At 48.4% G+C, this 26,652-nt stretch carries 22 protein-coding genes; 14 read left to right on the plus strand and 8 right to left on the minus strand.

Going from position 1 to position 26,652, the window contains the following annotated elements:
- The first annotated feature begins 279 nt into the window (after positions 1 to 279).
- From ACYVGR_RS30140 to ACYVGR_RS30190, 11 genes are all read left to right on the plus strand, one after another.
- Positions 280 to 3,423: a lantibiotic dehydratase gene (locus ACYVGR_RS30140; protein WP_460963689.1), complete on the plus strand. Its 3,144-nt coding sequence runs from the start codon at positions 280 to 282 to the stop codon at positions 3,421 to 3,423.
- A 377-nt stretch (positions 3,424 to 3,800) separates the two neighbouring features.
- Entirely contained in the window at positions 3,801 to 4,211 is a 411-nt protein-coding gene (locus tag ACYVGR_RS30145) for a hypothetical protein (RefSeq protein ID WP_460963690.1), read from the plus strand.
- A 322-nt stretch (positions 4,212 to 4,533) separates the two neighbouring features.
- The gene (gene topA / locus ACYVGR_RS30150; RefSeq protein WP_460963691.1) at positions 4,534 to 6,726 is read left to right on the plus strand and encodes a type I DNA topoisomerase; all 2,193 of its coding nucleotides are present in this window, start codon (positions 4,534 to 4,536) and stop codon (positions 6,724 to 6,726) included.
- A 132-nt stretch (positions 6,727 to 6,858) separates the two neighbouring features.
- Positions 6,859 to 7,434, plus strand: a complete 576-nt coding sequence (locus tag ACYVGR_RS30155) for a LytR/AlgR family response regulator transcription factor (protein ID WP_460963692.1) — start codon at positions 6,859 to 6,861, stop codon at positions 7,432 to 7,434.
- Between the two features lie 12 nt (positions 7,435 to 7,446).
- On the plus strand, positions 7,447 to 8,046 hold the full coding sequence (locus tag ACYVGR_RS30160; RefSeq protein ID WP_460963693.1) for a phage replication initiation protein, NGO0469 family: 600 nt from the start codon (positions 7,447 to 7,449) through the stop codon (positions 8,044 to 8,046).
- 183 nt (positions 8,047 to 8,229) lie between these two features.
- Positions 8,230 to 8,637, plus strand: a complete 408-nt coding sequence (locus tag ACYVGR_RS30165; protein WP_460963694.1) for a hypothetical protein — start codon at positions 8,230 to 8,232, stop codon at positions 8,635 to 8,637.
- A 189-nt stretch (positions 8,638 to 8,826) separates the two neighbouring features.
- Positions 8,827 to 9,183, plus strand: a complete 357-nt coding sequence (locus ACYVGR_RS30170) for a DUF6922 domain-containing protein (protein WP_297369788.1) — start codon at positions 8,827 to 8,829, stop codon at positions 9,181 to 9,183.
- A gap of 158 nt (positions 9,184 to 9,341) precedes the next feature.
- Positions 9,342 to 10,127: a nucleotidyl transferase AbiEii/AbiGii toxin family protein gene (locus ACYVGR_RS30175; RefSeq protein WP_460963695.1), complete on the plus strand. Its 786-nt coding sequence runs from the start codon at positions 9,342 to 9,344 to the stop codon at positions 10,125 to 10,127.
- A gap of 13 nt (positions 10,128 to 10,140) precedes the next feature.
- Positions 10,141 to 10,416 carry a hypothetical protein gene (locus tag ACYVGR_RS30180; protein ID WP_460963696.1) on the plus strand — a complete coding sequence of 92 codons (276 nt, stop codon included), beginning with the start codon at positions 10,141 to 10,143 and terminating at the stop codon, positions 10,414 to 10,416.
- Between the two features lie 59 nt (positions 10,417 to 10,475).
- The gene (locus ACYVGR_RS30185; protein WP_460963697.1) at positions 10,476 to 10,778 is read left to right on the plus strand and encodes a hypothetical protein; all 303 of its coding nucleotides are present in this window, start codon (positions 10,476 to 10,478) and stop codon (positions 10,776 to 10,778) included.
- 135 nt (positions 10,779 to 10,913) lie between these two features.
- Positions 10,914 to 11,207, plus strand: coding sequence for a hypothetical protein (locus ACYVGR_RS30190; RefSeq protein WP_460963698.1), 294 nt, complete (start codon positions 10,914 to 10,916; stop codon positions 11,205 to 11,207).
- Positions 11,208 to 11,491: 284 nt separating this feature from the next.
- On the opposite strand, the gene ACYVGR_RS30195 is transcribed toward ACYVGR_RS30190, so the two are convergent.
- Positions 11,492 to 12,742: a hypothetical protein gene (locus ACYVGR_RS30195; RefSeq protein WP_460963699.1), complete on the minus strand. Its 1,251-nt coding sequence runs from the start codon at positions 12,740 to 12,742 to the stop codon at positions 11,492 to 11,494.
- A 193-nt stretch (positions 12,743 to 12,935) separates the two neighbouring features.
- On the opposite strand from ACYVGR_RS30195, the gene ACYVGR_RS30200 reads away from it, so the two are divergent.
- Both ACYVGR_RS30200 and ACYVGR_RS30205 read left to right on the plus strand, forming a co-directional pair.
- On the plus strand, positions 12,936 to 13,565 hold the full coding sequence (locus tag ACYVGR_RS30200; RefSeq protein WP_293691132.1) for a DUF305 domain-containing protein: 630 nt from the start codon (positions 12,936 to 12,938) through the stop codon (positions 13,563 to 13,565).
- A gap of 41 nt (positions 13,566 to 13,606) precedes the next feature.
- Complete coding sequence (locus ACYVGR_RS30205) at positions 13,607 to 14,185, plus strand: DUF305 domain-containing protein (RefSeq protein WP_460963700.1); 579 nt, start codon at positions 13,607 to 13,609, stop codon at positions 14,183 to 14,185.
- 161 nt (positions 14,186 to 14,346) lie between these two features.
- Here ACYVGR_RS30205 and ACYVGR_RS30210 read toward each other — a convergent pair whose 3' ends face one another.
- From ACYVGR_RS30210 to ACYVGR_RS30230, 5 genes are all read right to left on the minus strand, one after another.
- Entirely contained in the window at positions 14,347 to 17,190 is a 2,844-nt protein-coding gene (locus ACYVGR_RS30210) for a multicopper oxidase domain-containing protein (RefSeq protein WP_460963701.1), read from the minus strand.
- Positions 17,191 to 17,284: 94 nt separating this feature from the next.
- Positions 17,285 to 17,797 (minus strand): DUF305 domain-containing protein, encoded by a 513-nt coding sequence (locus tag ACYVGR_RS30215; RefSeq protein WP_460963702.1) that lies wholly within the window; start codon positions 17,795 to 17,797, stop codon positions 17,285 to 17,287.
- Positions 17,798 to 17,896: 99 nt separating this feature from the next.
- Entirely contained in the window at positions 17,897 to 18,118 is a 222-nt protein-coding gene (locus ACYVGR_RS30220) for a heavy-metal-associated domain-containing protein (RefSeq protein WP_293691124.1), read from the minus strand.
- Between the two features lie 51 nt (positions 18,119 to 18,169).
- Positions 18,170 to 20,461: a heavy metal translocating P-type ATPase gene (locus ACYVGR_RS30225; protein ID WP_460963703.1), complete on the minus strand. Its 2,292-nt coding sequence runs from the start codon at positions 20,459 to 20,461 to the stop codon at positions 18,170 to 18,172.
- Between the two features lie 128 nt (positions 20,462 to 20,589).
- On the minus strand, positions 20,590 to 21,261 hold the full coding sequence (locus ACYVGR_RS30230; RefSeq protein WP_460963704.1) for a helix-turn-helix transcriptional regulator: 672 nt from the start codon (positions 21,259 to 21,261) through the stop codon (positions 20,590 to 20,592).
- A 491-nt stretch (positions 21,262 to 21,752) separates the two neighbouring features.
- Between ACYVGR_RS30230 and ACYVGR_RS30235 the strand changes: the two genes are divergently transcribed.
- A complete protein-coding gene (locus ACYVGR_RS30235; protein ID WP_460963792.1) occupies positions 21,753 to 24,002 on the plus strand; it encodes a heavy metal translocating P-type ATPase in 2,250 nt (749 codons plus the stop codon).
- 130 nt (positions 24,003 to 24,132) lie between these two features.
- On the opposite strand, the gene ACYVGR_RS30240 is transcribed toward ACYVGR_RS30235, so the two are convergent.
- Positions 24,133 to 24,579 carry a 5-fold beta-flower protein gene (locus ACYVGR_RS30240; RefSeq protein ID WP_460963705.1) on the minus strand — a complete coding sequence of 149 codons (447 nt, stop codon included), beginning with the start codon at positions 24,577 to 24,579 and terminating at the stop codon, positions 24,133 to 24,135.
- Between the two features lie 398 nt (positions 24,580 to 24,977).
- A complete protein-coding gene (locus ACYVGR_RS30245) occupies positions 24,978 to 26,501 on the minus strand; it encodes an IS1182 family transposase (RefSeq protein WP_460963706.1) in 1,524 nt (507 codons plus the stop codon).
- Positions 26,502 to 26,652: the final 151 nt, after the last annotated feature.

Consider the following 26,652-nt stretch of genomic DNA (forward strand, 5'->3'; position numbering starts at 1 on the left):
TATTTTTACAAAATATGTTCTTTTGTTGGGTAAACCAACTCACAACGTTTTATGAACGCCTCAAACCGCTTTCAGCTTTCCAACAAAAGAACCATCAAATCCCGCATGGTTAAACCTACCCTTTCTGATGCCAGCAATAAGCTAGATTGCGGAGCAACCGGCGGTAGCATAGTGTCAACTGTTTTAATGTAACCCGGCGAGTTAACACGTTTAAACACAGTAGAACACCCCGCTCAGTCGACTGAGCGGGGTGTTCTAGCATACGGGTTTTTCCAGTAGATGAAAAAACAGAAGTTTGGGCATTCAGATTTTATCGTTGTTCGATTACCAGCCCGCCCCGTAAGTTCGTTAGTAGCGCTTCTTGATGGGTCAACGGTCACGACACCATCCTCACGTGTTGAGTTGTTGGAAACACTTCTGACGGATAAGTCAATCCAGGACGCCATTTTTTTGGCGGCTCCGGCATTCTTCAACGCCTGGCAGGAAGCTAGTCAACACGGGACCTTAATCAGTCAGCCAAAACTACTGCAGACACTTTGGCGCTACGTTTTCAGGGCCTATGGCCGGTCAACGCCGTTTAGCACATTCGCTGGTGTGGGCATGGGTCAGATAGGTAAACAGACAGCGGTAAAATTTGGCTCTTCTCCCTGGCAAACGCAATCCAGGCTTGATAGTCGAGTGCTCAAATCAATTATCAATACCGTTGAGACTGATCCCGCTTATCAGGAACAGCTCAATTATTCGCTCAACAACAGCCTTTATCAGGTAATCGATGAATACCGCTTTTCTGAAATAACGGGGACACCCGGAGAGGAGATCATCACGCTGGCCTCCTATCCCGTCAGCTACGACTTACAAACCCTGGTAACATACCTGAAAAATAGTCATGAAGCCCCATTTTCTGCACTAAGCACCTTATACGGAGAGGAGGTTAAAACGCAGGTAGAGCCTTTCCTGCGGACATTGATTGAGGGTAAATTTCTGCTCAGTAATCTAACCCTGCCGGTGACGGGTCCCGAAATGATCAAGTATTTACGCAAGCAGCTCCATCGCTTGACACCGGTTCCAGCAGTTACCCGTATCCTTGATTTAGTAGCCACAAATACTAACCAACCCGTTCAGTTGCTGTCCAAAACGGTGACAACGGCGTTAGCGGAAACAGCTCAAGAGGAAAAACCTCTTCTTACCCCCGTATTGCAGACTGACCTGTTTTTCTTCCCTGAAGCGCTTTCGGTCAGTGAGTCGTTGATTAATAAACTTGGTGCTCAATTTCACCGTCTTTTACCACTATTAACCTTTGTCAGGCAGTCCCCCCTACAATCGTTTAAGAACCGATTCATCAACCGGTATGATAAACAGGAAATCGATTTGATGACGGCCTTAGATACTGAGATTGGAGTCGGATTCAGCGTAGATACCCTGCCCCTGCACCCTGAATTAGTCGCGTTGGGATTTGCTGAACCGATGACCAGTGTTTCAAAGTCAGATACGCTCGATACGCTACGGGAAATCGTATACAGCCGATACATCCTAACCGGTGAACGGGAGGTTGAACTGACCGAAACCGATTTAGATACGCTAACCGGTTTGGAACCAGCGGACAATCTACCGCCATCCTGGTATTTACACGGCGAACTCTATGCGGGCCCGAAAGCAAACCGTTTTCGCGAAACGGTTTCTGCACCACATGATAACGGAGACGAATCGGCCGTCCGATTTGCCTTAAATTCAATGGCAGGCGCTTCCGCTGCTTCGCTCTTAGGGAGATTTTGTCATGGTCATCCGCCGTTGCGAAATGCCGTTCAGCAGCTGTGTGCCTGGGAGCAGGCTCAATACCCTGACGAGTTACTCGCCGAAATAGTCCATTTGCCCTTAAAGCCGGAAACTGCTGGTAACGTCGTGACCCGGCCCGTGCTGCGCCCCTACGAAATTCCGTACATTTCCCCGCCAGCCGTCGACTATGACCATACCATACCTTTGAGTGATATCGTCGTCTCAGTCAGCGAATCCGGGCAACTTTTGTTGCGATCCAAACGAACAGGGCAACGCATAAGACCCCGGCATAGCTCCGCTCATAACCCAGTATTAGGTGACGAGGTTTATCAGTTTCTGGCACTTGTACAACTTGAGGAAGCTGATTCAATCGGATGGTCATGGCGGTCGCTGAGTCAGTTGCCTTCCTTACCCCGACTTATCTATAAAAATGTAATTCTTTGCCCGGCCCAGTGGACGATCAAGAAAGAGAGTCTGCCAGCCCCTAAAGGCCTAACGATCGATCAATTAATCCGTTTCTATAATTTGCCCAGATACGTCTATTTGGTAGAATCGGACAACAAGCTGCTACTCGATTTAACGTTTCTACCAGCGCAGGAAATTTTATTGGACGAAATCCAGAAACAGGAGAAAGTCCTGCTTAAAGAGTGGCTGGGAGAACAGCATGAGCTATGGCTAAAGAATAGTACGGATCATTACGTTTCAGAGCTTATTATTCCAATGACCAGCAAGGCAGAGATGTCGCCACTGAAGTTGCCAGCGCAACCAGCCTACGATCCAACAGCCGCGTTAAAGCCAAGCCAATCGATTCGTCGTAGTTTCCTTCCCGGTTCGGACTGGTTATACTTTAAAGTGTACGCGCATGAAGCTGTGTCAAATAAACTACTAACTGAGGTTATCAAACCATTTTGGCAACTGGTACAGAAGAGAAAGTGGGCCACGACTATGTTTTTCATTCGCTACCAAGATCCGGATTATCATCTGCGCGTGCGCTTTCGCATTGACACCTCTAAAATTAATCAGCTACTACGAGCCTGGACGAAATTGATCCAGGAACATCAAGAATCCGGATTGGTTCATTCCGTGCAGATCGCTACTTATTTTCCAGAAATAGAGCGCTACACACCCGAGTTGATTGACGCGTATGAGCAGCTTTTCGCGGCTGACTCTGCCTTGGTATTAGACTGGCTTACGACAGAACAACAGTTTACGGCAGATTCCAGGTACGGGTTTGCAATTGCTAGTGTACAGGCGATACTGGATGATTTTAACTGGAGTCTTCAGGCCCGGGTTAATCTTTTTCAACGCCTGCAGCAAGCATTCCTCGATGAACAAACCTCCAACCGCGTGCGAATCAGGAGCCAGTTAAACGCCCTGTATCGTACGCATAACACGCTATATTTTACCCCTGAGAAAACCCTTACTCCACTGATTGATTACCGAAGTAAGCAGACTTTAGGCCAATGTTCCAGAATTGGAATCTATCTGAAGGAGCATGATTCATCCACATCCGATCAATTGATGGCCAGTCTCGTGCACATGATTTTGAACCGCATATTCAGCGGTCAGCAGCGCCGTCATGAGTTGGTCGTTTACCATTTTTTGGCTCGCCATTATGAAACGGAACTAGCCAGAAAAAAACTCATTTAGGCAAACTTATCAACTAGTTGATCTTATAGGTTAGTGTTTAGCTAACTACTTCAACGCTGGCCCTTGAGTCATCCGGACGTAGTTAGTTCCTTTTTGCTTACTGATCCGGGCAACTTTTAAGCAACCTGTTTTGGTCTTACTACCGCTTAATAAATCTGTCCCCAAATAAGGTTGGTTTATCCCCTAATCAACTTAATAAGCCGGTTCACCACCTTTTCCCGCTGACTCAGCCATTATTTCAACAAATTAGTTGGGGCTTATCAAAATAAGTGGCTTCCGTAGTCTTTGATTCCGTTTTTACTCCTACCATTCAAAATTTATAAGGTTAAAATATTGACCGTATAATTTGGTCAAAAAGTATTTAAATTAATACCTTTATGAAATATTTTGAAGGTTTCTCCATAGCTCAACCTCTTGCCTCATTAATGGATCAATTTCCCAATCTATCTCAAAAAGCTGATGCGCTGCCTGAGCTTTGGCAAGTCGGACAGCTGGTAACCCTTGCTGAACCGCATTATGGGCCCCATAACCCGTGTGGCAGCGTAGGTGTAGTCTACGTGATTGATACCGAAGATCCTGAAATGCCTTACGTTGGCATTCTAATGGAATCCGGTGATGATTTAAACTTAATTGACGCTTTACAAGTCCACAACAGCTTTATAAGCTTGGGAATTGTAGAATTCGACTATGAATTTTCAAGCTGTCAAAAACTGATAGCCGATCAGCAAAAAGGCTTGTTTCTGCCTTGTTTTCAAGCGGCTCATCAACTGATGAATAAGGATGAATAAGTTCACTCAAGAAATATGGAACTGGCCCTTATGGAGTCAGCTCCTGCTACTCGTAGTCCTAGGGTTAGTCATTCATTTTTGGTTTGGACGCCTGAGCAGCTCACTGCTGGCAACAAGAACAGCGGGTGGGTCTTTCGAGAGGTTGTGGCGTTTGATACAATGTGTTCTCTGGGCAGCCGGCCTAAGCTGGATCGCGGTTCGCTTTTGCGTAGGTACAAATGGTCAGGGTAAGCCCTACGAATGGGGGTTTTATGGTCGTGTACTTTTTGTGGGGTTGACAGCTTACCTATCCAATTTTCTAACCCGTTACTTTTCTTAAGTCATGGCCAAGCATCTGCTCATTGTCGAGTCACCAAATAAAAAACAAAAATTACTTCAATATCTCGATGATTTATATGGTAGCGGCCAGTGGTATGTAGCCGCCAGTGTAGGTCACGTTCAGGACCTGCCGGAAAAGGAATTAGGCATAAACCGGGAGCGCAACTACAGCATGTCTTACCAGGTAAGCCGGGATAAGGAAAAAGTCGTTACCGGCCTAAAGAACCTGGTCCGGGAGGTGGGTGCTGATAATGTTATTTTAGCCACTGACCCTGATCGGGAAGGCGAAGCCATTTCATGGCATTTGAGCCGATTGCTCAACATATCACCAGACAAGGCACAACGAGCCACCTTTCAGGAGATTACCAAATCAGCTATTAAATCAGCGCTGGATAGCCGACGGCCAATTAATATGAGCCTGGTCAAAGCCCAGGAAGCCCGGCGGGCCATCGACAGGATTGCCGGCTACGAAGTTTCGGATATTGCCCGGCGCAAAACAGGTAAAAATTTAACGGCAGGCCGGGTGCAGAGTGTGGCATTAAAGCTAATTGTGGAACGGGAAAAAACGATCTCTTCCTTTACCGATCAGTTCAGCTTTAAACTCACGGCTGTTTTTACGAGCCCAAAAAATGAGTTTATCAAAGCCAATTACGTAGGGGCGGGGGAAGCGGACAGCCAAAAAATGAATGCACTGCCTATTTTACAGGCTTATCTAAATACGGCCACCGGCAAGTTGTGGCGCTTGCTGGATAAACAAAGCAAGCCGGTACTGCGGCAGCCTGGCCCGGCTTTCACCACCTCCTCTCTGCAGCAGGAAGCCATTCGCAAGCTATCCAAAGGAAATGACCGATGGGGGGCAAAACGGGTTATGGAGGTTGCTCAGGCGTTATTCGCAGCTGGTCATATTACGTATATGCGTACTGACTCACCCAACCTGTCCCTGGAAGCAGTCGAGGCAATTCAACACCAGGTCATTAGCCAATTCGGTGATACCTATTTTCAACCCCGGCGCTTTCCCGTTAAAGCGGATGCCCAGGAAGCTCACGAAGCGATCCGACCAACTCATATGGATGTTCGAATGGCGGGGACTAGCGGGGATGAACAATCCTTGTACCGGCTCATCTACACGCGTGCCATGGCGTCACAAATGAAACCAGCCCAGTACGAGGAGACAATACTAACTATCGGCACCGGGCAACCCATTGATACCTTTCAGGCAAAAGCCAGTACCTTAATTTTTGAGGGTTACCGCGCTATCTATACGGAGGCTGATGAGGAGGATGCAACTGATGGAGAGTCCGTTATTTCGCCCGTAGCGGTTGGTACAACGCTGCGCCTCGATCAAATGCAGGGTAAACAAACCTACCGACAGCCCCCGAAGCGATTTGATGAAGCAACACTGATAAAAAGTATGGAACAGAAAGGGATTGGACGACCATCTACCTACGCTAGTATCCTATCGACGATTCAAAAGCGGGGTTATGCAGAAACTGGCCATGTAGCTGCCCGAAAATTGCCGGCAACCATCATTACGCTGAAACAGGGGACGATTCGTACCACGACCGAACAACAATCCGTTGGGGGCGATAAAGCAAAACTGGTCCCCACGGCTACGGGTATTCAATTAGCCGATTTTTTGGACGCTAATTTTTCCCCATTAGTTGACTACGGATTTACGGCAGGCATGGAGAAACAGCTTGACGACATAGTCGAAGGCAAAAGCAAATTTCTGACTGTTATTCAGAGCTATGATCAAATGCATCAGCGAATGATTGCCCACGTGGAAGCGAAGCTACCTGATGCCAAGCGGGAAACGGCTACCCGATTACTGGGGGAGTACAAGAATAAACCCGTTCGGGTAGGCACCTCAAAACAGGGAACGTACCTTTTATATAACGATGCGTTTACGGGGGTCGAGTCGCTATCCGCCGATGAGGTAACGCTGGAGCTTGCTATTCCAATGTTAGAATCAAGTTCTTCGACACCGGCTGCTAAAGGACTTACAATCATTCACAAAGCCGGAAAATACGAAGTCAGAAAAGGGCCGTTTGGGTACTACCTAACGGACGGGGTTACGAATGCTAAACTGCCTAAGCAGTTTGCTACGGAAAGCCAGATGAAAACGATTAAGGCTGCTGATGCACAGACTATCATAAAAGCCTATCTGGAATGGAAAAGAAAAGCCACCAATAAGTAGCTCCTCTTTTTTTGCGAATTTTGAACCGAAAAAAAAACAAAAATATCTGCAAAAAAAGCTTTACTTGAAATCTAATTTAAATGATTGGCTGTACATCGCCTCTGAAATTCCCCAAAAAACGCTACTTTAGCCATGCACCGTATACGCCTTAATGCAACGATCCGGTATTTAAGAATTCCTACCTACGGTGGAAGTACCGAAAAAATAAGAGTAACGGATGAAAATGAAGATCGGCTTTCTTCCTGTAAGCCGTGTGAACCCTGTTCAACTGACGAGTTAGAATGGTTAACTGAAGCGACAATGCCAAACGATACACAAAATGCCATTATAGTTGGGGAGCCGGCTTATCTGATCTATCGGGAAGTAAATGCTAATGGCAATAAATCTGAGCTGGAGCCCCTGCGCAATGAAGAAATTATTCGACTGGAAAGCAATGGAGGGTATTGTTACATTTATCTCAAGGATAATACCCGGTATTTATTAGCGATGAGTCTCAAATGGGTGTCGAAATACTTACACGATTTTGTCCGAATTCACCGAACCCATGCGGTTAATCCGATCTACGTAAAGCAGTATTTACTGGATCACCAAAAGAGACAGAAAGACCGGTATTTGCTGCTGAAAACCGATGAGAAGTTACCCTGGTCTCGACGCCACCTTCGTGAACGACGGCAGGATTCTCCCCAGTTATTTGATTTAATCCTTTAACTATGACCGACGATGAGCCTTCTATTGCCAATAATTCGGCAAAGTCCAACCGACTTAACCACGGGTGAATACGTGGGCATATTGTTTCGTATTGTTGAAAAAGGAACGCAGGAAGAGCTATTCAAACAAACGAATCAACTGTATCAGCGGCCAAAAGTACTGTTGACTTGGGTATTGCCGGATCAGTATGAACTCGTTCAAAAGCAACCGCGTCCCGTCCTGATCCATAAAGAATACACGCAATCACTCCGGCAAAGCTCGCACCTGTACCGGGATGTCATTGGGATGAGAGGCTATGACTTTTCTGAATCGGAGCTTACCTATCCATTTGATCTGTTATCCCTGTTAGGAACTCCCAGTCTTTTATCGGTACAGGTAACCAAAAAAGGTGAAACCTGCCATCCTGAGTTAAAACAGATTAAACCACTCTCCGCTGACACCGGCGTATCCGATTGTCCATATGACTTTTATTCGCTGACATTTAAAGACTGGAACTGGGAAATATACGATGAATTAAGCCAGAAGCTACAGCAGGAGATTGCCCGATCACCAGAGTATGCAAAGCTGCCCGCCCGGGTTAACCAGCCTACAATTGAAAATCATGATCAGTAGCTAAGTCGTATTGATTAGAGTGCCTGACCAGCTTGGCTGTTTATCTAACGCGTCGAATAAACAGGGCGATAACCGGGAAGAAATGATAAGCTCTTGTACTCATTTTCAGACGTATTAGCCCGATTCTTTTTGAAGTAGATTGTATATTGAATAGGGAACAAACCTTTAAAAGCCCGCCTGGTCATGAAACGCCTTTTTGAACCCCTGTCATTACCGTTTAGAGTGCCTAAGCTGTTTGATATTCCCTATTACATACAGGCTTTCCTGGTAGGAGCAATCCGGCTTACCATCGCCATTCTACTGGGACCAGAGGCCTATTTCATCAGCCGGCTTCGCATTGGTATGGCCATCAGCGTTTTCCTGGTGAAGATGGTCTTTGCTTTGTTTAAACAGGATGCAACCGGGCGGCAGTGGATGCTCTATCTTGCCATAGCTGCTGAAATCGTTCAAATTGGTATGTCTCTGTACGTTGGCTACCGACTAGCTAATGCCACACCCACGATTGAAGTTGTTGAGCAAATTGACATTGTCGATGAACAGGGGCGGTTGATTACCACCTACGAGAAGAAAGTCTCACCGGAAGAATTATAGATTGAGCATTTACGTGCCATCGTGGCCAACGCGATGGCTTTTTTTGCCCAGCAGTAAATCCCTTACGCCGGATTGGTCCCAAAATCTATAAAATTTAAAATTTCATTTTTCGGCTTATTTGGCTTAATAAATTATTTTTTTTTTGGTCAATAAGACTTAGGTTTATTCATTCATCTTAGTTTAACGATCATGCCTTTAGATCATTCAACTCCTAACCTGGCAACCGGCAAACCGGCTACTTCCCGCAAGTCGTTGCAGATCACCACCCGCAGTTTATGGGGCTACGACGTCGACTCGCTCAATATCGAGAACGATCAGGATCGTCAGACAATTATCGCGCGCGTTTTTGATGCGGGCACCCATGAAGACAAGCTGGCCATAATCGATTATTTTGATCTGGAGACTATCAAACAAGCATTATTGAATACCGCTGAATTGCAGTCATCGACCATTTCCCTCACGGCCATATGGCTGAATTTAAAACCGGAAATGTACCGGGCTTACAAACGACTGGACTTATCACAGCTGAAGCATGCTTCGTTTTAACGCAATCAGGAGCTCGCTTATCATCAGTCAACTCTCCCTATTCGTAACCATTTCTAGGGACAAACTGAAACAAGCTTAAAAGCAGAAGATCATAAGAAGCCCCAAATCAATCCTCGCGAATACAGAATTTAAAATAAACCTGAAAATTAGCAGCCTGCATGTACCATCTCCAAACCATCGATGCAAAACCCTACCAGTTGCTGCAGGAATTGATGACGAATCGGGAGCTGGAGCAAGCCGGGTTTTTATTATGCGGGGGTGGAGCAATCGCCCTGCACCTGGGCCACCGGCAAAGTACAGATATTGATCTGTTTACGCCCAAAGCCATTCCGCCAGGGGCCATGAAGAAATTCATGGAGCAAACCTTTGGCGCTCGTGTCGATGTGTATTCACAAAGCGATTTGGGTATACGAGGTTTCTTGGATGGGGTAAAATTTGACATGATCCGTTTTCCTTATCAGATGCAGCATGCCCCCCTTGCGGAGCAGAATATCCGATTCCTGGATCTAAGGGATGCCGTGGCGATGAAAGTTCACGCCGTGGCTAACCGCGGATTACGCCGTGACTTTTACGATCTGGCGGAGATCCTCCAACGAATGCCCTTAAAGGAGGTACTCGAAAACTATCAGCGTCAGTTTTCGCCTTCCCCGATGGCGATGAGCCATACTCGCCGGGCGCTTACTTTCTTTACGGATGCCGAAGCAGATTCAACCAAAGTTGATGTTCGAAACGGCAGGAGCTGGGACCAGGTAAAGAAAATTATGGCAAGAGCCGTTCAGCAACCCTCTGAAATACCAACGCTGAAGGCACCCCGTTTGCCTAAACCCGGGAATTCTCCCCTGACCGACCTAAAGTCGTCTGCCCTGGCCAAGCCGCTCCCGAGTCAACCGAAAGCACCCTCCGCTCAGGTATCCCGACCAATCAGTACCCGTCGAGTGACTTAACTTCATTTAATGTATGTTGAACTACCCAATTATTACAGAAGCCTACCCGCAGGCCACGGTGATTGCCTTTACTGAGTATTACCATCCTCAGCTTCGCTGGCAACGAATTGATCAACCCGTCGACGCAATTTTGCAGTTCGATCAGTTTGAGTCCCAGATCCGTCAGGTCATGGCTTACGGTGCCACGCAGTTAGGTTTTACGGTTCAGGACGATAAACGGGCGCATTACACAGTCCATATATCAAGTAAAAAACTAACGGGTAGTGGCCGCATAAAAGCTGGCCGCTAGCCAGGTGTTTCACCACTCAACAAGCAACTCTTTTTTTAATCGAAAACGACTCAGAAATCATGCTCACTAAATTGTCACTGGCGGCTGGCTTGTCCAAAGCGTTTGAAGAAGTGATGCCGGAGAAACTCCAGCAAAGTGACCCCACCGCCTACGCGGCTATTCTTGATCAAGAGAATCACCTTTATTTTAGCCCAAGTGCTTTTGATGCTGACGATCATTCACAAGGGCTCTTGCAAACAACACCTTTAGCTACTGACAACAACGCCCGGATTATCGGTTATTTTTCGGCAATTCAGCTAGCGTGTTTTACGACGGAGGAACTGGCAGAACAAATTACAGATGATCAAATTCCGTTTTCCTGATAGGATTAAGAATAAGGAAAATGTCCAAAAATTTGGACAAAACGAAAGCCAATAACGGGGGAAAGATGATTCACCTCTCTTCCAAAGATGCGTTGCTAACCCCAATTGGACTGCCCTGATAAGCGATATTTAGGTATGAGAACTACCGTTTTATACGACCTAAGTGATCCCTTCTTTGATTACCTGGAGACGATGGCTAACCAGTCGAGTCCAGTGCTGGCTTATTCGACTAACGATATCCTGGACTTAATCGGACGAATCGAAGCGGAAGGATTTGTCGTACCTGCTTCGCTAACCATCGAGCAGGCGCTGGTGAAAGCCATTAATTACACGAACGCCCGGCTGTCCTCCTCGATGCGGATTGTTTATCGGGATGAGATCGTATTCATATCGACTGTCGTTTATCTTGACTTACCCATCATTGGGTAAGTCTAAAAAAACGGACCGCTCCAGCGGCCTGGCACATCGGCGGCCACCAAATTCGTCACTTGAGTTTGTTTTGTCCTTTTGGTGGTTAATTCACGACCCACCTTAGAGAAAGCCGTAGCATGAATTGAGCGTTTTTGTGAGACTGTTGGGTATAACCAAACAAAGAGGTGGCTAGACACTATCGGCAAATTTCCGACCACAGCGGTGGGCCGCATGTATCTAAAAGATAAATGATGTTATTTAACACAAGAAAGGTGTGCTGAAATAATCACTCAATTATCGATTTACACAGAGCGGGCAATCTTCTCCAACACCCGGTAGCTATCACCAAATTTGCATAGCGCATCACAATGGGTCCGAAGCTCAGACATGAGCATGTAGCGAATAGGGGTATTCGTTTGCTTAATTGATGGACGGGTTAACTGAATTTCAACTTCTTTCCGACGGCTGTCAGGGACAACTAAATAGAGCGTAGTGGCATGATCGGGTAGCGAGCAGACTAAATCCGTCAATCGTAAAATGCCAGAGTAAATAGAGGTACTTTTCTCTACTTCGAAGGCACAAATAATTCGACCGGTGCCTTTTTCTAACCAGACAATGTCAATTAGGCCGATCGTCTGGCTCGTTTCAGCCGAGACAGGTAGGGGAGGAAGAGCAGGTAAACTCAGGAAGGAAAACGAATGTCCGTTATAGTGACGGGACATGTCATTTCGGGCAGCGGCCACGTCGTACCCCAGAGCTCGACCAATGGTTAGCAGGTGATACTGCATCTCGCTATGCGTATGTTCTTCCTGTTGTTCATCTACCACACCTTTGTGGCGTTTTTCTATTTGTTTCTGAAGCTTTTCCCGATCAACGGCCGGTTGATCGGCCAGTCCCGGCACCAGCAGGTTACCCGCTCCCACCTCGAATAACAAACCCGCCAGGGCACCCAGGTCGTTTGACAGCACAGACCGGTACTCGTTGTTTACCGTCAGCATCTTTTCGCGGATGGCTAGGTATTCCGACCACGATCCTAGTTTCCGACGCTCATTAAAGAGTCGGTTATAGCCATTAATGATCGCCGTATTAAAAGGGGGGACCCAGGTTGGGTGCAAGAAATAAAGAATACTGGCTACGGCGGGCCCTAGGCCTTTGATCTTATACGCATCCAGTTTGTGAATTTCGTTGACGATGGTTTCGGGTTTGGTGGCCTTCAGGCAGCATTCCAGAAACTGGCCAAAGTATCGCTTGTGGTCCTGATTCTCATAAATATCTGGAATACGCAGCTTTGGTTTCCAGTAGAAAGGGTGCGACGCGCCTTCAAATACCTGTTTCTGCTCGGTAATGCAGGTAAGCACAAACTCAAGAGAACTGCCTTTGAAATCGTTGGGAAACGAACCGTCTTTAATGTCACTGATGACTTGTAAGACGCCACGCCGAATCGAGCGAAAGGCTTTCAGGCGGTCTTCATTGTGCAGAAACCAACTTTGGTAAATCAGATTCGGGTTTTGTCTGTAGTCGTCAATCAGGCGGGTAAAGGAGTCAGCAAGCATGATAGGGGGTAAAGCAACAAGTCAGGTGACTAAGTTGATGGATGAAAGGCAGATAAACAAGTGACTGCAACTAAATCGAATGACAATATGCTATTTGGATCCGTAAATTCTATAAGTCTAAAGGGGTAATCTTGTAAAAACTCAGGTCAATAACCACAAGTTATGTAGAGGAACAAACGCATATCTCAACGCAATGAAAAGTAACGTATTTAAACTAGCTGGCTTCTTCGTACTGATAGTGGGAGCTATGACCGCCTGTACTAAAAATAGTGAGGGTATAACACCACAGGAACATGATGCCAATGTTTATCAGCAGATCATGCATGCGAACATGACGCAGATGAATGCTATGAAAATGACAGGAGATGCCGATCATGACTTCGCGATGATGATGCAAATGCACCACCAGGGTGCCATTGACATGGCTAATCAGGAACTCAAGAGTGGTACTGATCAACCTATAAAAACGATGGCACAAAACATTGTTACTTCCCAGACGGCAGAAAAAGCCCAATTTGCCCAGTTTCTTAGCAGCCACCAGCCAATGGCATCAGCGGCTGGTCAGTCCTTCGATATGATGGCTATGCAGGATATGGATAAAATGATGAAAGCGCAGGATACCCGTATCCTGACGGGCCGGTCCGATGTAGACTTTGTTGCGCTCATGATCGATCACCATCAGAGTGCTCTCGATATGGCACAGACTGAATTAAACTACGGTACGGTTGAGAGCATGCGTCAGATGGCTCAGAAAATCATTGCTGAGCAAAAGGCCGAAATTAGTCAGTTTCAGGATTGGCTTATCACCAACAAGCCCTATTGAGGAGTTGTGATGTATCATTTATCTCTAACTAACGAAAACGGATGAAAACGAATAAATTCATTGCAGCGGGACTGGGTGTGGCACTCCTGCTCACTCAACCAACGCTGGCTCAGAATCCTGGCAATGCCATGATGAAGTCCATGCAATCGGGCATGAATCAGATGATGAGCATGAAAATGACCGGCGATCCCGATCATGACTTCGCCATGATGCTTAAGATGCATCATCAATCAGCCGTAGAAATGGCTGATTTAGAGATTAAGCAGGGTAAAAATGCTCAGGTAAGAAAAATGGCTACCCAGATTAAAGCAGCTAATCAAAAAGAGATAGGAGAATTGACGCAGTTTATGAGTAGCCACAAACCTCAATCATCTTCGTCCAAGTTAGGACAAGAAGGGATGAAAATGATGCATAGTGGTACCCACTCCATGAACGGCAATGTTGACCACGACTTTGCCAGTATGATGGCCCAGCATCACCAGCAGGGCGTTGATATGGCCCGTGCATTTTTGAAGGAAGGGAAGACGGAGAGAATGAAGGCAATGGCCAATAACGTTATCAAGGTGCAGACTAAAGAGATTGGCGAATTAAAGCGGCTTGAAGCAAGTCTGAAGGGTTGATCAACGCGATTAAGCCACTACCAATAAATGTTTAATATTAATTCTGATTGTCAGTGTAATAACTGGTATCACGAACATGATTGGAGTTAGGTTAACCATTTCAGTAAGGGCGTTAATAGTGAAGTAAAAAGGGTTTGCCGGTCAGCAAACCCTTTTTATAATCAGAAGTTATACCCCAGCCCGCCCCCAACAGTGCGGTAACGTGTGTCATAATCGGTGTGTAGAAAGAGGTTCTTGCTGACTGTGTATTGCAACTCAACGTGCGCGCGCAGGTAGCCTCCAATCAACCACTGAGTCTGATACTGGAAATCTAAGCGGGGAAACAACATCTGCTGCCCATTGAGTTGAAAACGGACGTTGCCACGTGTGTCGAGTTTAACCTCTGACTGAATCAAAAACGGCAACATATACCGAATACCCGCCACCGCCCGGATGATGCGTTGATCCCCAGTTGGCTGTCCTTCTTCGGGCCGTATCCGGCGCAGGAATTCCTCGTTGCCTCCGTCTATTCCAGCAAATACCCGAAACCAATCGCCGAGGTAGCGTTCATAATCCAAATCGAACTCGAACCGATTTGTGCGCCAGTCGTGGTCACCCCCGGCAACGATGGCGTTTTTGTTAGTAGAGACATTTAGATTAAAGTAGTTGATCGGATAACCAGGTTGCAGGAAGCCCCAGACAAACGGCTGATTATCGCGCATGTCGCGCAGGTGAAGTTTTTGAATAGCAGCGATGGATGAGTCCGGTTTGTCGCCATAGCTAACCACGCGGGCCATTCCGCTGAGCATATGATACAGCAGGTGACAGTGAAAAAACCAGTCTTTCTCGTCATCAGCCATAAACTCAATCGTGACGTTTTCCATGGGCGATACGTTCACCGTATGCTTCAGGGGTGAATACTGACCCTGCCCGTTCAGTACGCGGAAGTAATGACCATGCAAGTGAATCGGGTGCATCATCATGGTATTGTTCGTCATACGGACACGCACAATTTCGCCCCGACGGATTTGAATCATGTCGGCTCGCGAGAGTGGCTGTCCGTTAAAGCCCCAGATGTAGCGGAACATATTGCCCGACAGGGTGAGCGGTATTTCGCGGATAGGGCGATTCGCCGGAAAGACAATCGGTTCGGAAGACCTGAGAATGCTGTAGTCGATGGTATTCTGCTCGTCCATCATGTTCATCCCTTCCATACCCCCGCCCCCACTGCTCATTCCTTTCATCCCGGCCTTATCGCCAGTTTTATTGTCCATGTTCATTTTACTGTGATCCATACCAGCCATGTCATCCGGCTTTTTGCCGTCCGTTTTCGTAGTGGGCATCGAATCCATTTTCATGGCCATGTTACTATGGTCCATGCCCCGGTCCACCGACGCGGGCATGGAGGAGTGTCCCATCTGTCCATGGTCCATCCCCGTCATGTCCATCTTACCATCTTTGGCCGTTTTCATGCCACCCATGTTCATGGCACTATGATCCGTCCCAGCCATTGATCCAACCGCTTTTGAGGGCTTTGAGGCTTTTTTTGCCGGAATCGCCTGCTTGGCAGACGGCTTTTCACCCATATCCATCTGGCTGTGGTCCATCCCAGCCATCGGATCCTGCTTTTTCGGTTTGCCGGGTACGGCCTGTGCTGGCTTAGTCTGTCCCATCTGCATCTGACTATGGTCCATGTTCCCCATGGTTGGTTCTTTGGTGCCCGGTTTTGCTGGATTTACGGGTTGTTGGCTAGCCCCATGATTCATCCCGGCCATATCGTGCAGCATGGGGCCGTTCATGTCGGAGTTAGTCTGAGCAGTTGTGTCGGTTTTGCCCATGTTCATCGTACCCATGCCCATCCCCCCCATTCGACTCATGTTGGCGGTTAATTTATACAGATCGGGGCGGGGGACAGTGGGGGCGTACTTCGCCTTACCTTTTCCCAGCAAAGCCGTTGCGTAACCAGAACCGTCTTGTGCCGTCGCCCGTACTTCAAAAGCGCCACCGTTTGGGACAGTGACAATAAAGTCGTAGGTCTCAGCAATGGCAATTAGCCGCCGGTCAACGTCCACCGGTTGCACATCCAGACCATCGGCAGCAATCAACTTCATGGGACCACCGGCATAATTAACGTGAAAATAGGTGGACGCACTGGCGTTGATAACCCGAAGCCGAACGGTTTGACCTGCTTTGATTTCCGGGTATCGAACCGTGTCTTTTCCATTTACCAGGAACCGGTCGTAGTAAACGTCGGAAATATCCATCGGTGCCATTTTCATCATCGACTGCCGCAGGTACGCCCCCACGGCCTTGTGCTGAATAATGCGGTTGAGCGATTGGACATTGTTTTTTTTGATCGAGTACCATTCGTTGCGCCGTTTCAGGTTTTTCAGGATATGGGCCGGATTTTCATCCGTCCAATCCGACAGTAGTAACACCAAATCATGATCTACTTTGTGAGTGGGCTGCTGAGGTTGAATGGCAATCGAGCCGTATACGCCAATCTGCTCCTGATAGCGCGTGTGGGAGTGAAACCAGTACGTACCTGACTGAACGAGGGGGTACTCAAACGTGTAGGTGTCGCCCGCATGAATAGGGGGGGTATTCAAATACGAAACACCATCCTGTTTGTTGGGGAGCAGGATGCCGTGCCAGTGCAGCGAGGTTTCTGTTTTCAGTTTGTTATGAACCCGAATAACGGCTACATCACCTTCTGTAAACCGCATGGTGGGTCCGGGAATCCCACCGTTTATGGTCATGGCCTTTTTGGGTTTGCCCGTAATATTAACCATCTGCTCATCAATGACCAGATCATACGGTACCCGTTTCCCTGTCGGCTTTACGTTCGCCAACGCCTGTGGCCGCGACACGGGCAAACTTGTTTTGACAGCTGGGAAGTTAGACTTGTCAGGATTGTGAGGTTGCTCAGCCGACCGATTGGCATCGGGCATTGTGTGCTGTTGATGTTGTCCGTAGCTGGCCGTAAACACCAGAACAAGATAGGTGATGAGAAAAAAACGTTTCATAATCAGTGCTTTCGAATTATAACTTAATAAAACAAAAAGCCCTACCTTATAGCAGAGCCGTTTATAATTAACAGGCCTGGTCTCTCAATCCTCTTTACTTATCCAGTTCAGCGATTTTGTTCTTCATTTGCCTGATTTCTTTTTCCTGTGCTGAAATGATATCCTGCTGTAACTTTTGCAGTTCGGGATCGCTGAGTTTGGCCGCCCTAGCCATCAGAATGGCTGCGGCATGGTGCGGAATCATCGATTTGGCAAACTGCTTATCGCCAACCGCCGTTTGAACACGAATGAGAAAAAAAAAGCCGACCAATGCTAGGGTACTAATCGCGACGATTAGAACATTCCGCTGTTTATTTGTATACATGGACGACATCAATAGTACTTCGATAATAAGCATTGGCATTGTCATCAGGCCAGCCATGTACAACTGATTGACGTTCGGAATTACATTTTCAAAACGGTCCACCATCGAGTACATGAGGATGTACATGGAGAAAAAGGACAAGACTCCCATGATGGCTAATTTGCCGTAGTGGTTTTGCCCAGCCATCGTGTGGCCCTGCTGCATTGACCGAACCTGGTCGGTCTGTTGATCGTGTGTTTCCATAAATAGATTTGTTGAGTATCAGTAAAACAAATAAGCTGCCCCACCGGATAGTGGACCAGCTTATAAGATTAAGACCATACCGTTACAAAATTTTAGAAATCAGGGCCGTGGTATTGGGTCTGCTTTATAGCCTGCCCGTTCAACCGCTTTTCGGACCTCCTCACCAATGCGGTTGTCCGTTGTCTGCACGGTTAGAATCTTATCCGGACTGGCGGTGTCTACATTCCAGCCATCGAGTTGTTCGATGTCATTGAGAAAAGGCGTTACGGTTGCCACGCAACCACTACACTTAATGTTTGTCTTGAAATTCAGCGTTTCCATGTTCGTTGTTATTACTTGGTTTATGTCTTGTTAAACTGTTCCCTTCATTCATCACAACTTAGTCGCCCGTAGCCGCAGGCTATTCGTAACCACTGACACGGAGCTAAGCGCCATCGCAGCCCCGGCAATCATCGGGTTCAACAAAAAGCCGTTCACGGGGTATAACAACCCGGCTGCAATGGGAATCCCAATCAGGTTATAGATGAAGGCCCAGAATAAATTTTGCCGGATGGTCTGCACGGTTTTACGGGATAGTTGCAAAGCCTTGGGTACACTATTCAGGTCGGAGGTGATAAGTGTCATTTTTGCTACATCCATCGCGATATCGGAGCCGCGTCCCATCGCGATGCTGACATCAGCCTGCGCCAGTGCCTGTGAATCGTTGATACCATCGCCGATCATGGCGACGACTTTGCCCTGTGCCTGTAGCTGTTTGACGAATTCCGCTTTATCGGCGGGTAGGGCCTCCGCTCGAAAGTCCTTTAGCCCAACCGCTTTGGCAACCGCCGCGGCCGTCTGGGCATTGTCGCCGGTCATCATGTAAACAGCAATGCCTTGCTCGTTGAGGGTATGAATCGCTTCGCAGGCGGTTTGTTTAACCGGATCGGCAATGGCTATCACGGCCAGAATGCGTGTTTGGTCAGCGAAATATACCACCGTCTTGGCCGCTTCCTGCCAGCTCTCGGCTACCTGTTTAATGGCGGGGCTAACCGTAACCGCCCGTTCTGCCAGCAATCGGGCGTTGCCAACCAGGTAGGTTATGGCTCCAACCCGGCCTACAACCCCCCTACCAGTCAAACTCTCGAATTCGTCCAGGGTTGTTCCGGTTACCTTTCTGCTACGCAACTGCTCAACGACGGCATCGGCCAGCGGGTGTTCAGATTGGGCTTCCAGGGCATAGAGGACCGGCATTACATGGGCCACCTCATCGTCGCTTACTTGCCAAGCCAGATCCGTTACGGTGGGTTTACCTTCGGTAATGGTGCCGGTTTTGTCCAGCACAACGGCATTGACTTTGTAGCCGAGTTCCAGGCTTTCCGCGTCTTTGATGAGGATGTTGTTATCGGCTCCTTTACCGACGCCGACCATGATGGCTGTAGGAGTAGCCAGCCCCAGCGCACAGGGACACGCAATGACCAGCACGGTCACAGAGGTTAACAGCGCGTGGGTGAACGGTCCGCCGTCGCGGGCGTTTTCACCACCGAAGAACATCCAGGCTCCGAACGTTAGTAGAGCGATGCCGATCACTACGGGTACGAAGATACCGGCAATCTTATCGACTAATTTCTGCACTGGGGCTTTGCTGCCCTGTGCTTCCTGCACCATGCGGATAATTTGCGCCAGCACAGTTTCACCACCCACCTTTTGGGCCCTGAAGCGGAACGACCCTTTTTGATTGATAGTCCCAGCAAAGACGGTTTCTCCGGTTCGTTTGACTACTGGAACCGCTTCGCCCGAAATCATACTTTCATCTACATACGATTCCCCGAATTCAACAACCCCATCAACTGGAATCCGCTCACCCGGTCGCACGACGATGAGCTGACCGACGCGCACTTGTGCGATGGGGATGTCGCGTTCGACCGAATGCGGCCCGGCTCCGTCCTCGACAATTCGTACGGTCTTTGGTTGCAAACCCATCAGCTTCTTGATAGCCGACGAGGTATTTGATTTGGCCCGTTCTTCGAGCAGCTTGCCCAGCGAGATGAATGCGATCACTACCGCAGCGGCTTCAAAATAAACGTGCGGGTGCAAACCCCGGCTATGCCAGAACTGAGGATTTAGTGTGTTGAAGGCACTAAACAGAAAGGCGATGCCTGTTGACAGCGCCACCAGCGTATCCATGTTTGTTTTGCCATACCGGGCCTGCTTCCAGGCATTCACAAAGTAGGACCGACCCAGCCAGAACACGACCGGAGCCGACAGAGCCATCATAATCCAGTTGACGTACGGGAGGTCCATAAAGAACATACCCAGCACAACCACCGGAACGGATAGAATTCCGGCCCACAAGGTTCGTTTTCTTAATGATTCGTACTGTCGCTGTTGCGCTTCCTGTTGTACCTGCTGAGGATCGTCAACGTCGACCACTAAGTCGTAGCCAATGGATTGCAGTACCTGCTGCATCCCGGACGGGGTAATCAGTTTAGCATCATACTCGACCGAAGCCGACTGGTTGGCGTAGTTGACGGCCGCTTTCGCAATGCCGGGTGTATGGCTAAGCATGGACTCGACACTGACGGCACAAGCTGCGCAGGTCATCTCCAGTACTGGAAACGTTTGGCGGGTTAGCTCACCCGTAGTTGCGGATTTTGCAGGAGCAGTAATGGGTTGGGTCATCATGGTTTCGTCAATTTATAGGGCAAAGGTCGCCCCGCCTACCACCCATTTCGTTATACAATTACCCCGGCCGCTTGTGAGATTTTAGGGGATGCCCAAAGATGAACCACCACCGGCCTATTGGTTGCTGCTTACAGAGTCCCCTGCTGCAATACTTGCTTCTGTTGACGTACCTGACGGAAATAGGAAGGAGTCAAGCCGGTCTGCTGCCGAAACCGGTTGGAAAGGTGTTGCACACTGCTGTAACCCGTGCGGTGAGCAATCTCAGTGAGGGTCTCATCTGAGTACACCAGCCATTCTTTCACCTTGTCGATTCGCCGGAGGATAATATACCGTTCCAGCGTGATGCCCTCTGTTTTTGTAAACTGACTGCTGATGGTGTCATAATCTAGACCTAGCGCGTCCTGAATCTGGGTTGATAGTCGGCGGTTCTGCCGGTCGGAAGGCCGCACCCCCGCCGGTGCGGATCCGATGTTGCTTTCGCTAAGGTCAGTCGCCTGTGCGAAATAAAAATCAACAAAGGTTTTGGCTCGCTGGTGAACGGTCATTTTCTGTTGATCCTCCAGAAGACTAAATCCCTGCTTCGATAAAACAGTCTGGATGCGCTCCATGTCATTCGACGTTAAAGCGTCTCGAAGTGTGACCTTTCCTAACTGAACTGTAAGGACATCGAAACCAGCCTGAGTTAGTTCACGTTGAACGACGTCGATGCACCGGGCGCACACCATGCCCCGAATTCGTAGCAAACCTGCCTGGTGTTCCGCCTTACCGGCGTTCTGATCGTCCGGCTGAATCGCTTTCATTATTGTTGGCTCCATTTCTATCGGGCAATATCTCACGGGGTCGCCGGCCGGTTGAATGCCGACCTGACTACTTACCCCGTCACGCACTGGTGGAAGTAATTGCAGTGTACTCAATACGATAACAAACAAAGCTATGGGTATGAGTGATGCAGAGGCTTGCAAAATTCGGGCCTTGCCTTGCAGAATTTTTGTAGTATGGCCTTTTTTAACGTCCAGCGAGTTAAGTTGATGAGCTAGCGTGTTTTGCGCTTTCAGAATACACAACGAATGCTAACGGATCCAGGAATATGACGCATCAGCACCGGTATATGATACACGGCTTAACGACCACCGAGCAGGCCGAAGCCATCCAAAAGCGTTTGATTGGTCAGCCGGGCATCATCGACGCCCGGCTAACCGTTGACCCACCCGAAGCGTTGCTTACGGTTGAGCATCATCCTTCCGCTGCCGACATACAGCAACTGGTTTCGACGGTCGGATCGTTTCATGTGATGGAAGCCCGTGATGAGCCAGCCCCTATACATACCGACCATCAGGCAAGCGGGTTGCCTGCCAATCCCACCCATGACCACGAACCAAATGCAAACCGCGTAGGGTCTGCTGCCGAATCACCCGCTGAACAGAAAGCACTGCAACATATTGGGCACGATGGCCACAGTGGACCCGACAGTCCCCAGCAACATCAGGGCGGCATAGGGATGGAACATGAGTCGATGGATCACGCCCAGATGGATCATTCTAAGATGGGACATGGTAAGCAAGGCGGTCATGGGGGACACGGGGGGCATGATCATGGAGCCATGATCGCCGATTTTTTACGCCGGTTCTGGATTTGTCTCGCCCTGTCGGTGCCGGTTGTCCTCCTGTCAATGATGTTTCGCGACCTGACGGGCTACACCCTTGACTTCCCCTTTCGGAATGGGGTGGTGCTGGTGCTTGCGTCCATCATTTATGGCTACGGCGGCTGGCCATTCCTAACGGGTATGATCGGCGAACTGAGGAATCGGCAGTTGGGCATGATGACGCTCGTTGCCGTAGCCATCACCACCGCCTATGTCTATAGCGTCGTCGTATCGGTGGGGTGGTTGAGTGGTATGGATTTCTTCTTTGAGCTGGCCACGCTGATTGATATCATGCTGCTGGGACATTATTTCGAGATGAAATCAGTAGCGGGAGCCTCACACTCATTGGAGTTGATCGTACAGATGTTGCCTTCTGATGCCCACAAGGTGAATGGAGATACCATCAGCGACGTAAACGTCACGTCACTGGCTATTGGCGACGTAGTGCTGGTTCGACCCGGAGAACGTATTCCGACTGATGGTGAGGTAGTTGAGGGGGATAGTGCGGTCAATGAGAGTATGTTAACGGGTGAAAGTGTGCCCGTACAGAAAGCGCTGCGCGATACGGTTATCGCCGGGGCGGTTAACGGAGAAGGGTCGCTCAAAATTAAGGTCACCCATCGGGGGGAAGACAGCTACCTCAACAAAGTGGTTAAACTGGTTGAGGAGGCTCAGAATGCCAAATCACAAACCCAGACACTGGCTGACCGCGCAGCGGGCTGGCTAACCATTGTATCCCTGTCGGTGGGGCTAATTACCCTTGTAACCTGGCTCTGGCTGGGTAAAGACGTCGCTTTTGCTGTCGAGCGGATGGTTACGGTAATGGTGACAGCCTGCCCCCACGCCTTGGGCGTTGCAATTCCGCTGGTAGTAGCCATCTCCACAGCCATTTCAGCCCAAAAGGGACTACTTATTCGCAACCGGACTGCCTTTGAGGAAGCCCGCAAAATTACCGCGATGGTTTTCGACAAAACCGGTACGCTGACCGAAGGCGAGTTTGGCGTTACACGCGTCAAGGTGTTGTCGGCAGAGATGGACGAGACAACCTTGTTAGGTATGACAGCCGCTTTGGAACAACAGTCACAACACCCGATTGCCCAGGGCATTGTTCGTGAGGCTCAGAAAAGGAAACTGGATTTGCCATCCATCAGCAACTTTCAATCCATTACGGGTAAAGGCGTTACGGCTACCGTGAACGGAAAATCGGTTGTGGTTGTCAGCCCTGGCTATCTGAAAGAGAAAGAGATCAAACTGCCCCCGGATGCAACCGGCAGCGATGCCGAAACGGTAATCTTCGTTCTGATGAACGATCAACTTATGGGTTACATAGCCTTAGCTGACCGTATACGCGATGATTCTAAAGAAGCCGTTCGACGCTTACAGGAGTCGGGTATAAAGGTGTATATGGCCACTGGTGATAACCAGAAAGTAGCCGATACCGTTGCTAAAGAACTGGGTTTGGACGGGGTATTCGCCGAGGTGCTGCCCGACGAGAAAGTAACGATCGTAAAGGATTTACAGGCAAAAGGCCAATTCGTAGCCATGACCGGCGACGGGGTTAATGATGCTCCCGCCTTAGCGCAGGCCAACGTAGGCATCGCCGTAGGTTCCGGCACCGATGTTGCCGCTGAGACTGCCGACATTATCTTAGTCAACAGCAAACCCACCGATATTACCAACCTGGTTGATTTTGGAAAGGCTACCTACCGCAAGATGATTCAGAACTTATTCTGGGCGACGGGTTACAATGTGATTGCCGTTCCGCTGGCGGCTGGGGTGCTGTACCCCAACTTTGTGCTTAGTCCGGCCTTGGGTGCCGTATTAATGAGTGCAAGTACAGTGATTGTAGCACTGAACGCGCAACTCCTAAAGCGGAGTCTTAACCCCAAACAGGAATAGCTATTACGCCTTTACGGTCAATTTTATCCCGTTCAATGAACTATTTTTCTTAAAGTTAGGCCCGGTCACCAAAGCAATAAAGGGCTTTAGCGACTGGGCCTTAACCCTGTTAATTATAGATTTCGTACCGTTACTGCTTATTCATATGGGTATGCTGATTCTCAAAGCAGTGCAGTGCGCAGGCTGTTCCTTTGTAGCTTTCATGCACATTCCCGATTTTTTTGCCCTTAGCATTAAAAATGTCACAGGTTTTATCCGGATTATTTTTGATGGTGAACATCAGATCGCCATTGGCATCCATATAGGTTTTCCCATCTTTTCCCATATGCCCCAGCTTTTTGTTCGTTTTGGCATCGACTAAGTTGCCCTGCCCGTCCACAAAGGCCATTTTGTGACCTTTCGCATCCTGTATCATCTTGTCTTTGGTAACGAGTCCAATCGTTGCTCCCGTAACGTCTTTCACCTGCCCAGTGGCATTGATCGTCATCGGTTGTTTATAATTGGCACCTTGCGCATACGTATAAAAGGGGCTGGTAACCAGGCAGACAAAAAGAAAAACGAGTGCTAGTGATTTCATGATGGTCTTGTTAAAAGTTGGTTGTAGTTACCCAAGGCGACTCGCTTGTTGTATCCGTAGGCTTCACCCATTTAGCGTACCAAGCAAGATCACTGGATTATATAATAATCTGTATCAAAGGTCAGAAGTGCGTGGGTTCAATGAGATGATCTTAGTTACATAAATTCCTGACCTTTCTCATATTTCTACAACTGAAGCAGTTAGCTCTTCATTTGACAGTCTTAAATGAAAAAGGGGTGGGTAGTTCTGCGGAAAGGGAGATAATTCGTCGTTTAAGCCAGCAGTGTACAAAGTTGTCTCAAGAAAAGTAGCGTGGCTGTTGCACAACTCCGCTTTTTACATCGGTTGTTCTCTCTGTGTAGGCTAGTGGTCAGATTTTCTCACCTCGTTGCCCCATCTCAGTTGAGATAAATCATGGTAAAGCTTAGAAAAGTGTCACCAGAAGCCAATGACCACTCCACTTTTAGGGCTATGGCTTGGCTGACGGTAGACTTGGTAGTGAACTTCATATACTTCTTCAGATTGAAGGCCACTGCTGCCATGAGCATCACCTTGTGAGCCCCAGCTTTGCCTCGTACATTTATCTTTCGTAACCCATAATAGTCGACCAAACTGCCTAAGGCTGGTTCTATCGTCGCACTCCGTAACCGCTTCATGCGCTTGCCTCGTGGGCTTTGCTGGCGTTCTAGGGCTCGTCGATAGTGTGGATCATAGGCCGAACGAATAATCTGACGGCATTGGCTCTTAGGAACACACGTGGGTTTGAGGGGGCACTGTTGACAGTCTTGGTAAGCTGCTCGATAAACCTTCAATAAGCCTCCGTCCGCGTTCCTGTCGAACGTCTTAAAGGGTAAACGCTTACCCTGCGAGCAGGTAAAGTGATCTTTTTCAGGATCATAGGGAAAGCCTTCGATCTGTGGCTTGTACTTACCAAACACAGGTATCCACCCCGTGATTTTCCACCCCTCCAGCAAGGCATAGTTACCGCCATTAGAGTAACCCGTATCAGCCAGTACCTCTTCAAGGCGCAGCTCATTGGCGGCTAACCGTTTCTGAAGTTTCAGCGTAATATCTGGCAAACACTGGCTGTCTCGACCATCGGCAAAATCGGCCTGCACATGGCTAATGACCCCCTCGGCGGTATCAACTGCCAGATTGCAATGGTAGTTAAGTTTGCGGGCTTTACCCGGCTTGATGGAAATGCGGGCGTCAGGATCGGTTGGGCTGTAGTGGGTTTTGTTACTCAGTAACTTTGCCTTTTCGTTACCAGCTCCCAAGGTAGTCGGTGCACTTTTCAGGTTTTGCTGATGCTTTTTCAGCCGTCTCAATTGGTGATCGGCTGCGGTAATCACCGACGCAGGATGACGGGGGCTAAGTTGGGCTATGGAAGTCCCGGGCTGATCCTCAGCCGACTGGACCAGTCTGGGACCAGGTAGGTTGGGTTGTTTTTCTAACAGTCTTTCCATCGACGCATTCGCTTTGACAGGCGCTGAGTCGATGGCTACCCTACGGCCAGCCACCATGTTGTTAGCTACACATAGGCCGAACACTTTATCGAACACGGCTTCGAAGAGTGCTTCCGGATAAAGTTGTCGCGTACGGCTCAACGTGGAGTGCCAGGGTAATGGCTCATCAATGTTATAGCCCAAGAAGTACAGCATATCCATGCGTAGCGAGCAATGCTCGACTAACTTTCTGTCGGAAGTAATATTCTCCAGGCAACCGATGAGCATGAATTTGAAGAATACGACTGGGTCAATGGAAGGGTTTCCGGTATGGCCATAGAGCTGTTTAGTGGCCTCATAGATAAAGGTCAGATCGAGCGTCTCCTTTAACCGACGGTAGAAGTTGTGCTTAGGGACGCGGCTGGACAACTGAAAACAAGTGATTTGCTTTTCGGTATACTCTTTTCGGCCTTGCATACCTTAAGATACAGAAAAGGCCACTTAAATTCCTAAGTGGAGTTGTGCAACAGCCACTAGCCTTTCTTGAGACAAGGTCAATATCCTTTAAAAAGAAGTGTTCCTGTATAAACGCTCGTTTATATAGGAACAACGATCAAAGAAGGCGGAT

The organism is Spirosoma litoris (genome assembly GCF_054776755.1).